This is a genomic window from Bacillus thermozeamaize (assembly GCA_002159075.1).
Lineage (GTDB): Bacteria > Bacillota > Bacilli > ZCTH02-B2 > ZCTH02-B2 > Bacillus_BB > Bacillus_BB thermozeamaize.
The window spans coordinates 1-13,229 of sequence record LZRT01000121.1; the positions used below are offsets into that span (position 1 = coordinate 1).

The 13,229-nt window shown below is 53.4% G+C and carries 11 protein-coding genes and 1 pseudogene; 8 read left to right on the forward strand and 4 right to left on the reverse strand.

From position 1 onward, the window contains the following. Positions 1-293: pseudogene (locus BAA01_05540) on the forward strand (hypothetical protein). A 110-nt stretch (positions 294-403) separates the two neighbouring features. On the opposite strand, the gene BAA01_05545 reads toward BAA01_05540, so the two are convergent. Then, entirely contained in the window at positions 404-1,390 is a 987-nt protein-coding gene (locus BAA01_05545; protein OUM84607.1) for a hypothetical protein, read from the reverse strand. A gap of 153 nt (positions 1,391-1,543) precedes the next feature. On the opposite strand from BAA01_05545, the gene BAA01_05550 reads away from it, so the two are divergent. Further along, positions 1,544-2,752 (forward strand): MFS transporter permease, encoded by a 1,209-nt coding sequence (locus BAA01_05550; GenBank protein OUM84608.1) that lies wholly within the window; start codon positions 1,544-1,546, stop codon positions 2,750-2,752. A 143-nt stretch (positions 2,753-2,895) separates the two neighbouring features. Here BAA01_05550 and BAA01_05555 read toward each other — a convergent pair whose 3' ends face one another. From BAA01_05555 to BAA01_05565, 3 genes are all read right to left on the reverse strand, one after another. Further along, positions 2,896-3,330, reverse strand: a complete 435-nt coding sequence (locus tag BAA01_05555) for a hypothetical protein (GenBank protein ID OUM84609.1) — start codon at positions 3,328-3,330, stop codon at positions 2,896-2,898. A 61-nt stretch (positions 3,331-3,391) separates the two neighbouring features. Then, on the reverse strand, positions 3,392-4,327 hold the full coding sequence (locus BAA01_05560) for a hypothetical protein (GenBank protein OUM84716.1): 936 nt from the start codon (positions 4,325-4,327) through the stop codon (positions 3,392-3,394). A gap of 113 nt (positions 4,328-4,440) precedes the next feature. Beyond that, a complete protein-coding gene (locus tag BAA01_05565; GenBank protein ID OUM84610.1) occupies positions 4,441-5,817 on the reverse strand; it encodes a hypothetical protein in 1,377 nt (458 codons plus the stop codon). Between the two features lie 291 nt (positions 5,818-6,108). Between BAA01_05565 and BAA01_05570 the strand changes: the two genes are divergently transcribed. The 6 genes from BAA01_05570 (at position 6,109) to BAA01_05595 (ending at position 13,211) form a co-directional block, all read left to right on the forward strand. Beyond that, positions 6,109-7,302, forward strand: a complete 1,194-nt coding sequence (locus BAA01_05570) for an acyl-CoA dehydrogenase (GenBank protein OUM84611.1) — start codon at positions 6,109-6,111, stop codon at positions 7,300-7,302. A gap of 73 nt (positions 7,303-7,375) precedes the next feature. Then, positions 7,376-8,515 (forward strand): acyl-CoA dehydrogenase, encoded by a 1,140-nt coding sequence (locus tag BAA01_05575; GenBank protein OUM84612.1) that lies wholly within the window; start codon positions 7,376-7,378, stop codon positions 8,513-8,515. 46 nt (positions 8,516-8,561) lie between these two features. Continuing rightward, positions 8,562-10,118, forward strand: a complete 1,557-nt coding sequence (locus BAA01_05580; GenBank protein ID OUM84613.1) for an acyl-CoA synthetase — start codon at positions 8,562-8,564, stop codon at positions 10,116-10,118. 243 nt (positions 10,119-10,361) lie between these two features. Further along, the gene (locus BAA01_05585; GenBank protein OUM84614.1) at positions 10,362-11,027 is read left to right on the forward strand and encodes a hypothetical protein; all 666 of its coding nucleotides are present in this window, start codon (positions 10,362-10,364) and stop codon (positions 11,025-11,027) included. Between the two features lie 92 nt (positions 11,028-11,119). Beyond that, complete coding sequence (locus BAA01_05590; GenBank protein OUM84615.1) at positions 11,120-11,845, forward strand: DNA-binding response regulator; 726 nt, start codon at positions 11,120-11,122, stop codon at positions 11,843-11,845. Continuing rightward, positions 11,826-13,211 (forward strand): two-component sensor histidine kinase, encoded by a 1,386-nt coding sequence (locus BAA01_05595; GenBank protein ID OUM84616.1) that lies wholly within the window; start codon positions 11,826-11,828, stop codon positions 13,209-13,211. The genes BAA01_05590 and BAA01_05595 overlap by 20 nt, the downstream gene beginning before the upstream one ends. Positions 13,212-13,229 lie beyond the last annotated feature (18 nt).

Consider the following 13,229-nt stretch of genomic DNA (forward strand, 5'->3'; position numbering starts at 1 on the left):
TCCGGATCTTCCGCTACCTGGGCCTGAAAACCATCAGCCAGCTGTTGAATGAGGGCAAGCTGGGTCCCGACGCTTCGTTGCAGAAACTGTACTGGAGCACGATGCACGTGCGGATGGGGAACCTGGGAATGGAAATCCTCGGTTCGGAGGCACCTTATTGGGGTGAGGACAGCGTCAGCCGCGGCATGATCCAGCAGATTCACCTCGCCTCGCGTGGGGAAATCATTTACGCCGGTTCTAGCCAGATTCAGAAAAACATCATCGCCGAGATGGTTCTCGGCATGCCGAAGTAGAAGAAAGCTGAAGGGGGTGTGGATGCACCTCCTTTTGTTGCGTTGTGGTTTCGGGAAGTGGAGCTTCCGCTTCCCGAATCGCGGCAACCTTCCGTGCGTGGAAAGGAATTCTAACCGAGCAACCGATAATACCTGATTCCTTGCCTGATTTCTTCCGCCACTTCTTGGCGTTCGATGAGGACATCCAGACGCCCTACCACTTCCGAAACCGCGAGCGGCAAGTGGTCCCGGTACATGGACGGGTACAGTTCCGTCATCAACTGGAAGGCCGTTTTTGGCTGGTTCCGGGACAAGAGGCGCTTCACTTTCTCTACTTGTCTTTCGATGATTTGCAGACGATCCTCAACCAGCGCCGAAAGGTCGTCAATTGCCGGACCGTGTCCGGGGAGTACGATTTGAACCGGTAGTTGGCCCACCTTTTTCAGGTGCTCCCGGTATTGGATCAGATGCGGCTGCCGGGGTGTTTGAGGGATGATCGGGGGCTCCAAAAAAGCGTTGGATGGCGTGTGCTGAAAAATATGATCGCCGGAGATGAGCACCTGATCCGGTTTGCGGTACAAGGCAATATGGCTTTGGGCGTGTCCTTTGGTTTCAATCGCGATCCAGTCTTCCAGTCCGGGGATGGGTTCCCCTTCTTTCAGCACGCCAGACAGGGGAACCGCTTCCTGAGCCTCCTTCCGTTCTTCCCATTTCCGCCAGAACGCTTTCAGCAGATCGTCTGGGATGCCCAGCTGGCGGTAAAAGGTGTCCAGAAATTCCCGATGCCAGGCAAGAAAGGACGGCTCCCTGCTGAGATACGGTGCCGCGTTGGGATGGCCGTAGACGGGCACCGGATGGGCTGCCAGAATGCGTTCTAAGAGACCGACGTGATCGGTATGGTGATGGGTGATCACGATTTGCTGGATGTCGTTGAGCGTGAGCCCTTTTTGCCGCAAGGCCAGATTGAATTGTTCCCAGGAACGGTGGCCGGTGTCCACCAAAGTCAGTTTTTCTCCAAATATCAGGAATAGGTTGACCGGTCCAATGTCCCAGCCTGTCGGCAGGGAAAAAGAGTCAACCTGGTGAACTGCTTTATCGGCTAAAATATCGGCCTGCATCGGATGATCCCCCGCTTTTTGAGCTTGGTCTTGCGTCTTCAAATGGATTCGATTTTGTTGTATGATTCAGGTAATGCAAATTTATTTTAGCAAATTTCGTCCCTGTTGTTTAGGGAATCGAATTTTTTTCTGTCAGAATGGAGAACGGGCGACATGATGGACAAAAACTTCATACTGCTGGGATTTGTCATGTTTTTGACAATGACTGGTTACGGGATTGTTCTGCCTGCGCTTCCATACCTTGCCGACCAGCTTCACTTGACATCCTTTCAGATGGGGAGTTTGATCACAGGCTGGGCAGTGGCCCAGTTTATCAGCACGCCGTTTTGGGGAAGAATGGTGGATCGGCTGGGGCGAAAGCCGCTGTTGCTTTTTGGTCTCTTTGGTTTTGGCGTGGCTTTTTTTTCGTTGCTGTTTGCCAAGTCATACATTCAACTGTTGCTTGCTCGCATGATCGGTGCCTTTCTTTCTTCCGGAACGCAGCCCGCCGTCTTTGCGCTTGTGGCTGACGCCACGGATTTGGAAAACCGGGGCAGCGCGATGGCCAGAATGGGGGCGTTGAACGGGCTGGGGTTCTTATGCGGGCCGGCGGTGGGCGGCCTGTTTTCGCCGCTTGGAGTGCAGGCGCCCTTTGTGGCGGCCGGACTGCTGGCCTGGCTGACGCTGCCTTTTGTATGGTTGATGTTGCGCGAGCCTCCCAGACAGGTTGCATTGGCAGCAGGCGGAACATTCTCATTGTGGCGTTCGATGATGATGGTGTTTTATCCAGGGTACCGGCTGATGTTCGGCATCATACTTGGAATATCGGTGGCGGCGTCCAGTCTGTTCGGCATGTTGGGGTACCTGCTCATTGAACGCTTTCAGGCATCCTTGATGGAGACCGGTCTGTCGTTCAGCGTGTTGTCCGGGGTATCGGTGGCGGTGCAATTTTTCCTGATGGACGTGATGTACCGGCATGTTCGGGAGGAGAAAATCGCCCTGAGCGGGTTGTTTCTCAATGTCGCGGGTTATCTGCTCATTGCTTGTTCCACAGGGGTGTGGATGGCTGTTCTCGGTTGCGGGTTTATCGGTGTAGGAGAAGCGATGATCCGGCCGACGATTATCTCCTTTCTATCCAAGCATACGGTGATGGGCCAAGGGACGACCATGGGGTTGCAGCAGGCGGCCGACAGCCTGGGAAGGATTGTGGGTCCGCTTTTCGGGGGATGGGTTTTCACCTTCTTGATCTCAGGCCCCTTCTGGATTTCTTCCCTGATCTGCCTGCTCCTGTTTTTCCTGCTGTTACAGGCGGGGCCGCTGAAGTCTATGGTGCCGGCGCGTCAGCCGAGGTTGCATGATGCAGGGACGGAAGTGAACCGCTGACCCCCGTTTCATTTGTTCCCGTCTCATGCACATGCTGGCACGATGGGCATCACGGCAACTCTTGCGGACAAATACGTAGAGCCACTTTCTGTCGGGAAAGTGGCTCTTATTTTTAAGATCGCTCGTTCTAACGTTGCGTTTCTTTAAAATTTCACAGGGGCGCGCAGGCCCGCGCGCAGCGTTTCGACGAAGAAATAAATGCCGCGGAAGAAGGCGTGCAGGTTTCCCTGGAAGAGCCGGAGCCGGCGATACATGATGTTTTGTGTCAGATCGCGCGGCCCTGTCAGGACCTCTTGCCAATCTTCCCGTGTCCCGCCGAGGACAAAGTCGGCAGTGTGCCGTTCATCCGCTGTACCGAGGTGCCAATCCGCCAATTCACCGTTTTTAAATTCCAGGTAGGCGTATTGTTCCGGTTCTTCCTTGATCACCAGTGCAAGCCGGAGATTCAGGTCCGGTTTGCGCCTTTCAATCCACTGCCAGTAATTGTCGTCCACTTTTTGGAGCCGCTCAGGGGAAGGTCCCTTTTGAATCTCTTCGGCAAACCGGTCAAGCCATTCCTGGCTGAAAAGTGCAGGCATCGTTTCGCCTCCCTAGACAAAATGATTCAAGGATGGATCGGTGCGTCACGTCAGGCTTGGCTTAACCCCCTGCGGCTGCCTCCGGCTGAATCGCGTCGATCATTGCCTGCAGCTCGCGCGGGATGGGGATTTCCAGCATGTTCAGTTTCTTTTTCAGATTCTCAATCATTGTCGCCCGGACAAAGAGACGCTCTACCCCAAGTGGCGTATAGTCGATCAAGGTCGTGTAAGTAGAGCTCATGTTCAACATGGTATATACCGTATCGTATACGACAGGAACGAGCGAAGGATCCTCGCTGATCAACTCCTTGAGCAGTTTCATCCCGAAGTACACGTGCCGTGATTCATCCCTGGTTGTCGCCAGGAAACCTTTGTGAAAGGCCGGCAGGACCTGAAATTTTTTGCAAAAGCTGAGCGTGACTTTCATGACGCTGAGGGCAAGAACCCCTTCAATCCACAACTGGTAATTGGTCAACGCGGAGACCAAAAGCCGGCGGTCGTTCGGATTCAGGCGGATTTGGTCGGTCAGATAGGCCAGAAAACCAAACGACCCGATAAAGGTTTCGCTCATGTATTGATACGACTGATCCAGCGTGTCCTGGATGCCATCCGATGCAAATCCGACCACTTCCCGGTAAAACCGGTCAAAAAAGACGGTGTGCCTCGATTCGTCTTCCAGGTGGCTGGTCAGGAAAATCTTGTGCTCATCTTTTGGGACCGCGCTGATGATCGGGATGATATCGACGGCTACCTGCCGCTCTCCGTGATGAAAACCTGTTGCGATGGCGAGGAAGGCCTCTTTCTGCCTGTTGGACAACTTTTCCTGCCAGTCCACTCGATCCTGCGTAAAGTCCAGCTCATGGACCTGCCACCGCTGCTGTTCAAATTTTTTGTACAGTTCCATGGCGTAATTGGTGTCAATGTCCCGCAAGCCTTCATGCACATAATCGATGACCTGGTCGACGTGGAAATCCGTGTGCAGCGTGTCAATATCCACCTGGTCAATCTTCCGCAATGGGGACTGCACGTTTAAACCTCCTTTAAAGAAATCTTTCATTTAATATATTCACCATATTTCGTTTATTATGAACGAATGGGATGAAACCGCTTTCAGGTGGACGGTTTCACAGACGGAGGTGTGGCTGCGCCTTTTTCTGCCGAAAACCACGGGCCATAGGCCAGGAAGGGGAAAATCAGGTACAGGATCATGCCGACTTCAGCAAGCCAAAACCAGGCCTGCCACCCTCCAGCCATTTTTGCCACCATGGGTGAAAAGAAGGCAACGAGCAAAATCATTGCCCGCATCGCAAAGCCGAAGACGCCCCAGCCGGTGGCCTGGATGCACGGGTCGATCTGTTCCAGATTTTCAGAATACATGGCCATCCAGGAAGAATATGCGCAAGCGCCTGTCACGCCGGCTAGGAAGGAACACAAGGCGACCAGATTCTGGCTGGTTTCCGGCGTCATCCCGTAGAGAATCCAGATCGGGTTGAAGATGGCAGCCACGAGCGCGCCCGTGGTGGTGACAATTTTTCGCAATCGCAACCGGTCAGACAGCCAGCCGGAACCAATCAGCCCGATGAATGTTCCTACCCAGAAAAACATCGTCAGTCGTGCGGCGATCGCCTCATCCACCTTGTACGTCTCCGTAAAGAACAGGGGACCGTAAACCAGCATGGTGAAGTAGATCAGCAGAAACAGGGCCATCCCCAGGGGCTGAAGCCAGACAAGGGGAATTTTCAACGCCCTTCGCAGGGTGATTTTTTCTTCCGGAAGCCCGGCCGGGTCGGTTGATTGTTCCGGTTGAACCTGCGCGTGCGCCTCTGATTCATGGGTGACCACCCGCCCCCGGAGTTCGGGAGACAAATCCCGCAGAAAGAGAAAAACCACGACCCACAGCAGGAGACAGATGCTGCCCATGATATACAGCTGGGACTGCCAGGTTCCGAACATCGGAAGAGTGACGGCGGCCACGCCGTTGGCGATGAAAGGGCCGCCGACAGGTCCCATCGACCAGAAGGCGAAGGCGATGCCACGGCTCATCTGCGGGGAAAAATCCCGAACCAGCCCGGCCACCGGCCCCAGCGCCACGGCATCCGTGATACCCAAAATGATCTTGACGATCAGGAATTCGGCAACGGTGTCGATTCCCGTCATGACGAAGATAAAGATGGCCGTGACAAGGATTCCCGCGACCACAAAGAGCGACCGTCCAAAACGGTCGGCATAAGGACCGATAAAGAGGACGACGATTGCCGTAAACAAAAGTGTAATCGCATTCAATTGCCCGTAAATCAGGGATGTGATGCCGAGCTCCTTGATCAGCAAGGGGACAATGGGCGCCAGATTTCCCTCGTAACTGGCTACGATGTTGGCCAGGACGACGACAAAAAGCAGGAACAGACGGTATTTTCCAGTAGGGTATACTGCCAGCTCGCGACGTTTCACCTCCCTTCGCAACAGACGAACGATTCCATTGGTCGCCATGGGATGATCGCCTCCTTATCCAGAAAAAAGAATCAAGATAAAAACAAAAAGAAAACAAAACAAAATATAAAATATAGAGAATATTATCTTGATCCATCATATGACGGACGGACCGTCGTGTCAATGTTTTAATTCAAAACTTTGGTTTATAATTGTTGTGCCAATTATTCCTCAAAAAGGATTTATTGTGATATACTCGTCTTGTATTTATATTTCCAACAATGAATCTCTTTTTCAAAAGAGTGGCCTGACCTGATTCCAAAGTCACGACTCTTAAGGAGGGATTGCAGGATGGACTTTTCATTTTCTCCCGAGGAAGAGAAGTTTCGCATGGAATTGCGGCAATGGCTGGAGGAGAACCTGCCGGAGGGATGGCTGGAGGGAAAGGTTACCCTGCCGGAAGACCGATTTGAACGAACCGAGTTTCTCCGCCAGTGGCAGCGGAAGCTCTACGAGGGCGGTTGGGCTGGCATTTCCTGGCCGAAGGAATACGGCGGTCGGGGTGCCACGCTGATCGAAGAAGTGATTTATGAACAGGAGATGGCGCGCGTGAAAGCGCCTCCGGTGCTCAACTCGATTGGGATCTGGATGGTAGGACCGACGCTGTTGCAGATCGGCACGGAGGAGCAGCGGAAAAAATATGTGCCCAAGATCCTGAGCGGCGAGGAGATTTGGTGCCAGGGGTATTCTGAACCCAATGCGGGCTCCGACCTGGCGGCCATTCAGACGCGGGCGGAGCGCAAAAACGGACGCTGGGTGATTAATGGCCAGAAAATCTGGACCAGTTATGCCCACGTGGCGGATCGCTGTTTTTTGCTGGCACGAACCTCCAATACGGGCAAGAAGCATGAGGGGATCACGGCATTTCTCGTCGACATGCACCAGCCGGGTGTGGAGACGCGTCCAATCCATCAGATGAACGACCAATATGATTTTAACGAAGTGTTTTTTAACGACGCGGTTGCCGAGGATGCGGACATTGTCGGCGAGGTGGATGACGGCTGGAAAGTTGGGTTGATCCTGCTCGGTCACGAACGGGTGGGCATTGCCCGTTGGGTATTCCGTTTGCAGGGGCAGTTTGAAGAACTGGTGGAGATGACCAAGCGCCTGGAGCAGGGCGGGCAGCCACTGATCAAGGATCCGTTTGTCCGTCAGCGGCTGATCGATTATTACGCCCGCACCAAAGCGGCGCTGTATACCTATTACCGGCACCTGACCAAGCAGTTGAAAACCGGTCATCCCGGTCCGGAAGGTTCGATGGACAAATTGCTGAGCGGCGCCCTGATCCAGGAATTGCTGGGTTATGCGGTCTCCCTGCAGGGGGCCTACAGCTCGCTGTGGCGGGAAGACGCCCTGGTCAATCCGATTTGGCAGAACAGTTACCTTCGCGCCTTTGGGCATACCATTGAAGGAGGCACTTCCGAGATCCAGAAGAACATCGTGGCGGAACGGATTCTCGGATTGCCGAAGGATGTGAAGTTTTGATCCCTGGACGACCTGTGGTGTCCGGTTCGGTCGTGACAAGGTCCGGCGATTATTGTGTGGAGGTGGATGCAAGATGGATTTTGCATTGAATTCGGAACAGGAAATGTTTCAGCAGACGATGCGCCAGTATCTGGAATCCAAAGGCGGGACCGGCCTGGCACGCCAGTACATGGAAGGACAGCGGGAAGTGCTGCGCCAATTGTGGACAGGAATGGCGGAGCTCGGGTTTATGGGCGTGAATGTTCCCGAGCAGTATGGCGGACTCGGACAGGGTCCCTTGTCGCTGGTGCCCATTCTCGAGGAGCTGGGCCGTGTCGTGGCTCCGGGGCTGTATCCGGAAACGATGGCCCTGGCCGTGCCCTTGCTGGAGATGTACGGGTCTGAGGAGCAGAAACAGCGGTATCTTTCCGACATTGCGGAAGGTAAGCGGATGGTTACGCTGGCGTGTCACGAGCCGCCTGCCGGCCGGTTTGCCGCCGGCGACATCCAGATGACGGCAAAAAAAGAGGGGGAAGATTATATCCTCAACGGCGCAAAGACGCTGGTCCCGCATGGCGATCAGGCAGATACCCTGATTGTGCTGGCGAGGACGGCGCAGGGAAGCGCGGAATCCGGCCTGACACTTTTCCTGGTGGACAGGGAGACGGCCGGTTTGTCAGCGCGGGTCCTGAAAAGCTTTGATCAGACGAGGGATTGGGCGGAAGTGCAATTTCATGAGGTGAGATTCCCGCAGTCGCAACGGCTGGGCCCTGAGCAGGCGGGGTGGGTACTCCTGCAGGAAGGATTGAAGCACCTCCATGTGGCGCTCTGTGCGACGATGGTGGGAGGGATGGCGCAGGCGGTGGAGATGTCCACCGAATATGCCAAGACGCGGAAGCAATTTGGGCAGCCCATCGGCCGCTTCCAAGCCATCAAGCACCGGATCGTGGAGATGAAGCTGGACCTTGAGAGCGCCCGTTCGTTGACCTATTACGCGGCATGGGCCCTGGAAAATGGCGCGCCGGATCAAGAGGCGGCCATCTACAGCGCCCGGGCGATGATCAACGAATCCTACATCCGGGTGGCCGGTCACAACATCCAGAACCACGGCGGCATGGGCTTTACATGGGAGTACGACTGCCACCTCTACATCAAGCGGGCGCGTGCGCTTGAGAACTATCTGGGCTCGCCGAGCCTTTACCGGGAAAAAGCGGCCGTGGCGCTCGGTTGGTAACAGGAAACAGGTTTGGAAAACCGGTGAGAACGAAAGGAGGGGGAACATGACAACATCCACTCTGAGGCATTCGCAACAACTGCTGGTTGGAGAGGCGCTGCGGAGGGCGGCTTTCCGCTCTCCGGATATGGAAGCCTATGTATATGAAGAACAGCGTTTGACCTATCGCCAGATGGAGCAACGGGTGCTCCATCTGGCCGGATGGCTTCAGGCGCAAGGTTTGGGTTACGATGACAAGGTTGGCTTTATTCTCCGGAATGAACTGGCATTTCCTGAAGTTTTCTTTGCGGTGGCCCTGGCCGGAACAGTGGGCGTGCCGATCAATTTTCGATTGGCAGGTGATGAAATCGATTACATTGTAAATCATTCTGATAGCAAAATCCTGTTTATCGGTCGTGAATTTGTAGAGACGATTCAAGCGATCCGCCAGCGACTGCCGCAGGTGGAAACGATCGTGGTGGTCGGAAGCCAGGACGAGGTTCCTGGAATGGTCCGGTATAAGTCCATTTTTGAACAACCGGTTTCCTTTACTCCTTGTGAAAGGCTCACAGATGACGATGCCTGCATGATCGTTTACACGTCAGGAACAACCGGCCGTCCCAAGGGGGCGGTGCTGACCCACAAGAACCTGTACATGAATTCAATGAACATGATCGCCTTTTCCGGCCTGAGGCCACAGAACAAGCAGTTGGTCGTCCCGCCGCTCTTTCATGTGGCGGCCATGTCGACACTGGTGACGACCACCCTGCTTGGAGGGACGACGGTGATTCACCGCGAGTTTGAGCCAGTGAAGATTCTGGAAACCATCCAGGCGGAGCGGATCACGCAACTCTTTCTCGTGCCGGCGATGTGGAATTTTCTTTTCCAAGTCCCGAATATTGAACAGTATGACCTGAGCTCGTTGACCTCCTGTTCGACCGGTGGGGCGATTTGTCCGCTGGAACTGAAGAAACGGATCATGCATTACTTCCCCAATGCCAACTTGTATGAAGCATTCGGGCAGACTGAGATGAGCCCTTGTGCCACGGTGCTCGGCCATGAAGATATCCTGCGCAAGACGACATCGGTCGGCAAGCCGGCGTTGAATGTGGAAGTGCGCATTGTGGATGACGAGATGAACGATGTGCCGGTGGGAGAGGTTGGTGAGATTGTTTACCGGGGGCCCACTGTCATGAAGGAGTACTACAAAAATCCTGAGGCGACGGCCGAGGCCTTCCGCGGCGGTTGGTTCCACAGCGGCGATTTGGTGCGGATGGACGAGGAAGGGTTTGTGTATGTGGTGGACCGGAAGAAGGATATGATCATCAGCGGTGGAGAAAATATCTATCCGGCAGAGATCGAGGAGGTGCTCTACACCCATCCAGGGATCCTGGAGGCGGCCGTCATCGGTGTGCCGGATGAAACCTGGGGAGAGACAGTCAAGGCGGTGGTGGTTCCAAAGCCGGGTGCACAATTAACTGCGGAAGAAGTGATCGCCCATTGCACCAGACATCTGGCTTCTTACAAGAAACCCCGCATCGTGGAGTTTGTGGAGGTACTTCCCCGCAATGCCGCCGGCAAGGTGCTGAAACGGGTGTTGCGTGAAGCGCACCAGACAAGATAATGCGCCAGTTGATGTGTCTATTTTTCGAAATATTAAATCATATTAAATCATCACAGCATCCGGGCGATGATCAACGAATCCTACAGGATCCTTAAGTGGACCTTTTTCAGGGTCCGCTTTACTTTTTCGCGACGTTTTTTAACCATTTGGTAACCCTCTTTTGCCTGCTGACAGATAAAATGAGCATGGATGCGGAACGTTGCAAGTTGAAAAATACAATATTAAGAAAGGAAGGATAATCTGATGAGAATGCGGAGCATCGTTATTGCTGTGGCGTGCATGTGCGTTGCATTCATGAGTGGTTGTGGCCACGATCCCAATGCATCAGGGATGAATCCGGGAAAGGAAGCGGACATCAATCTCGAAAAGGAGACGGGCGTCCATGCGGGAAATGCAGCGGCTGGAGACGCAAAGGCTGGAGACGCAAACAAGGTGGATGGTGCGATGACTGACACAGATGCAAATGCGGGTAACGAGGCGGATGCCAATGCGGGTAACCAGAAGGTTTCGAATGCGGATGGCCTGACAGGTGAGCATTCTGCCGTAGAAGAAGCGGAGAAGGCGGTTGACCTTGCGTTTGTCAAACAAAACTTAAAGCAGCGGATGAGCAAGGAAGAAGTGAAGCGCCTCTTCGGGACGGTGTATACCGAAGTGTATGGTATGGATGATGATGAAACGTGGCGTTATGATTTCGGAAAGAAAGAAGGATATGAGTTCCATGTGGAAGGGAATCTGGATGCGGTTGATTTGGAAGGCCTCCGCCAAGGATCGCTCGCTTCCCAGTTGTTTGTCAGCTTTGACGAAAAGGGAGAGGTTAAATCGTTTGCGTATTATTATCTGGGTGCTGACGGGATGATACATGAGTATCGCGTGATGCCGGACGGTTCCGTAAAAGAAGAAGAAATATAATATGAGGAAGTCCTGTTTCCTGTTTTTACATCGTCTGTTTTATCTTGTTGTATGGTAGGTTTATACATGACCGAATCAAAATGGAGGCGGCGATGGGTACTGCTGAGCGCAATCAGGTGTTGGTCGTCGAGGACGATGAGCATATCCGGCGCTTTGTCGTCATCAATTTGGAGCGGAGCGGCTTTGTAGTGGCCGAGACGGCTTTTGGCGCAGAGGCGTTGGCGATGGCGGATCGGCTCATGCCGGATGTTGTGGTGCTGGACATCATGCTTCCCGACATGAACGGATTCGACATTTGCCGACGGCTCCGGGCGGCGCATCCCGAAATGGCGATCCTGATGCTCACCGCACGGGGACAGGACATGGACAAGGTGACGGGACTGGAACTTGGCGCTGACGATTATATCGTCAAACCGTTCAACCCATTGGAACTTGTGGCTCGCATGAAGGCCATTTTACGGCGGACAAAAGGTGCCTCCGAAACTCGCCGGAGAGTGCTTCGCTCCGGCCCTTTCACGTTGGACTTGACCGCGAACGAATGTTATAAAGCGGGGCATCCTGTGGAATTGACACCAAAAGAGTTTCAGATGATGAAGGTTTTCATGGAAAATCCGGGCCATGCTTTGGACCGGGATCGACTGCTCGATCTGGTTTGGGGGCAGGATTTTGTGGGTGACCCGAAAACGGTGGATGTCCATGTTCGCAGACTGCGGGAAAAGATTGAAGCTGATCCGTCCCGGCCAAAATTTATCGAGACCGTTTGGGGGCTGGGATATCGCTGGCGAAAGGGCGATTCAGTTGAGCGGGATCAAGGTTAGATTGGTGGGGAGCTACCTCATTGTGATTTTGCTTACGGTATTATTTCTCGAAATCGCCCTCATTTTTTCAATCAGGTATTATTACGAACAAAATATCAAAATGATATTGGCTAGTCATGCTGAAATGTCTGCTCATCTGTTTGAGCGGTATTTGGCTGACGAACATTGGGAAGAACGAAGTGCAGAATTGCTGGATAATTTTTCTCTTCATACGAGCGCGCAAGTACAGATTTTGAATGCTTCCGGGCGATTGCTGCAAGATACGAACGGCTTGCCATCCAATCTTTCGTTCAACCGTGACCCGGATGTGCAACAGGCTCTTGCGGGAGAACCTGGGAGCTGGAAAGGCACGATGCCGGTTACGCGCGAGCCTGTCCTCGCGGTGTCTTATCCTCTTATCCATCACGGGCAAACGGTCGGGGTGGTGCGGTTTGTCACATCCTTGACTGGTGTGGAGGACGCGATCCAAACCCTTGCCATTGTGTTGGTGTTGATTGGCCTAATGGTGGTTGCGCTGGTGGCCGCGATCAGTTGGTTTTTAGCGAAGACGATTGTCGGTCCGGTCATCGATTTGACAAAAGCGGCTGAAAAGATGGCGGAAGGGGATTTTTCGGTCCGTGCGAAGAAGCGTTATAACGATGAGATGGGAAAGCTTGCTGATACCTTGAATCTGATGGTGAGCCAAATCTCGCGGAGCGAGCAACTGAAGAATGAGTTCATCTCATCCATTTCACACGAACTGCGCACCCCGTTGACAAACATCAAAGGTTGGGCAATCACGCTGCGGACCGGAAAACATGACCAGCGGATGAAACTGGAGGACGGGCTTGAGGTGATTGAGCAAGAGAGCGATCGTTTGAGCCGGCTGGTTGAAGAATTGTTGGATTTTTCCAAGTTTGAGGCGGGGAGGATCGTTTTGCGTAAGGAACCGCTTCACATTCCGGAATTGCTGATGTGGCTGGAAAAGCAACTCAAGCCAAGGGCACTCCGGCAAAGCTTGATATTTCAAGTCAAGGCGGATGACCAGCTTCCTGTCATTTCCGCCGACGAGTATCGTTTGAAACAAGTTCTGATCAACCTTGTCGACAACGCGTTTAAGTTTACCGAACCGCATGGACATGTGTATGTCCATGCGAGCAAGACGGAAGAACACGTGATTATCACGGTTGAGGATACTGGAATTGGCATTCCTGAGGATGAGTTGCCCCATGTATTTCAAAAATTTTATAAAGGGACGAGCAATGTTGCAGGAAGCGGCTTGGGTTTGGCGATTGCGAAAGAAATGATCAAACTGCATGGTGGTCAGATCGTCATTGACAGTAAAGAAGGAACAGGGACAAAAGTTCAAGTTTTCCTCCCGTACTGACGAAGGTTTTGCATGGGT

Excerpts from the sequence above, each read along its gene's own strand:
- BAA01_05580 (OUM84613.1), top strand. The coding sequence starts at position 8,562 with ATGACAACATCCACTCTGAGGCATTCGCAACAACTGCTGGTTGGAGAG.
- BAA01_05570 (OUM84611.1), top strand. The coding sequence starts at position 6,109 with ATGGACTTTTCATTTTCTCCCGAGGAAGAGAAGTTTCGCATGGAATTG.
- BAA01_05585 (OUM84614.1), top strand. The coding sequence starts at position 10,362 with ATGAGAATGCGGAGCATCGTTATTGCTGTGGCGTGCATGTGCGTTGCA.
- BAA01_05545 (OUM84607.1), bottom strand. The coding sequence starts at position 1,390 with ATGCAGGCCGATATTTTAGCCGATAAAGCAGTTCACCAGGTTGACTCT.
- BAA01_05575 (OUM84612.1), top strand. The coding sequence starts at position 7,376 with ATGGATTTTGCATTGAATTCGGAACAGGAAATGTTTCAGCAGACGATG.
- BAA01_05550 (OUM84608.1), top strand. The coding sequence starts at position 1,544 with ATGATGGACAAAAACTTCATACTGCTGGGATTTGTCATGTTTTTGACA.
- BAA01_05590 (OUM84615.1), top strand. The coding sequence starts at position 11,120 with ATGGGTACTGCTGAGCGCAATCAGGTGTTGGTCGTCGAGGACGATGAG.
- BAA01_05555 (OUM84609.1), bottom strand. The coding sequence starts at position 3,330 with ATGCCTGCACTTTTCAGCCAGGAATGGCTTGACCGGTTTGCCGAAGAG.
- BAA01_05565 (OUM84610.1), bottom strand. The coding sequence starts at position 5,817 with ATGGCGACCAATGGAATCGTTCGTCTGTTGCGAAGGGAGGTGAAACGT.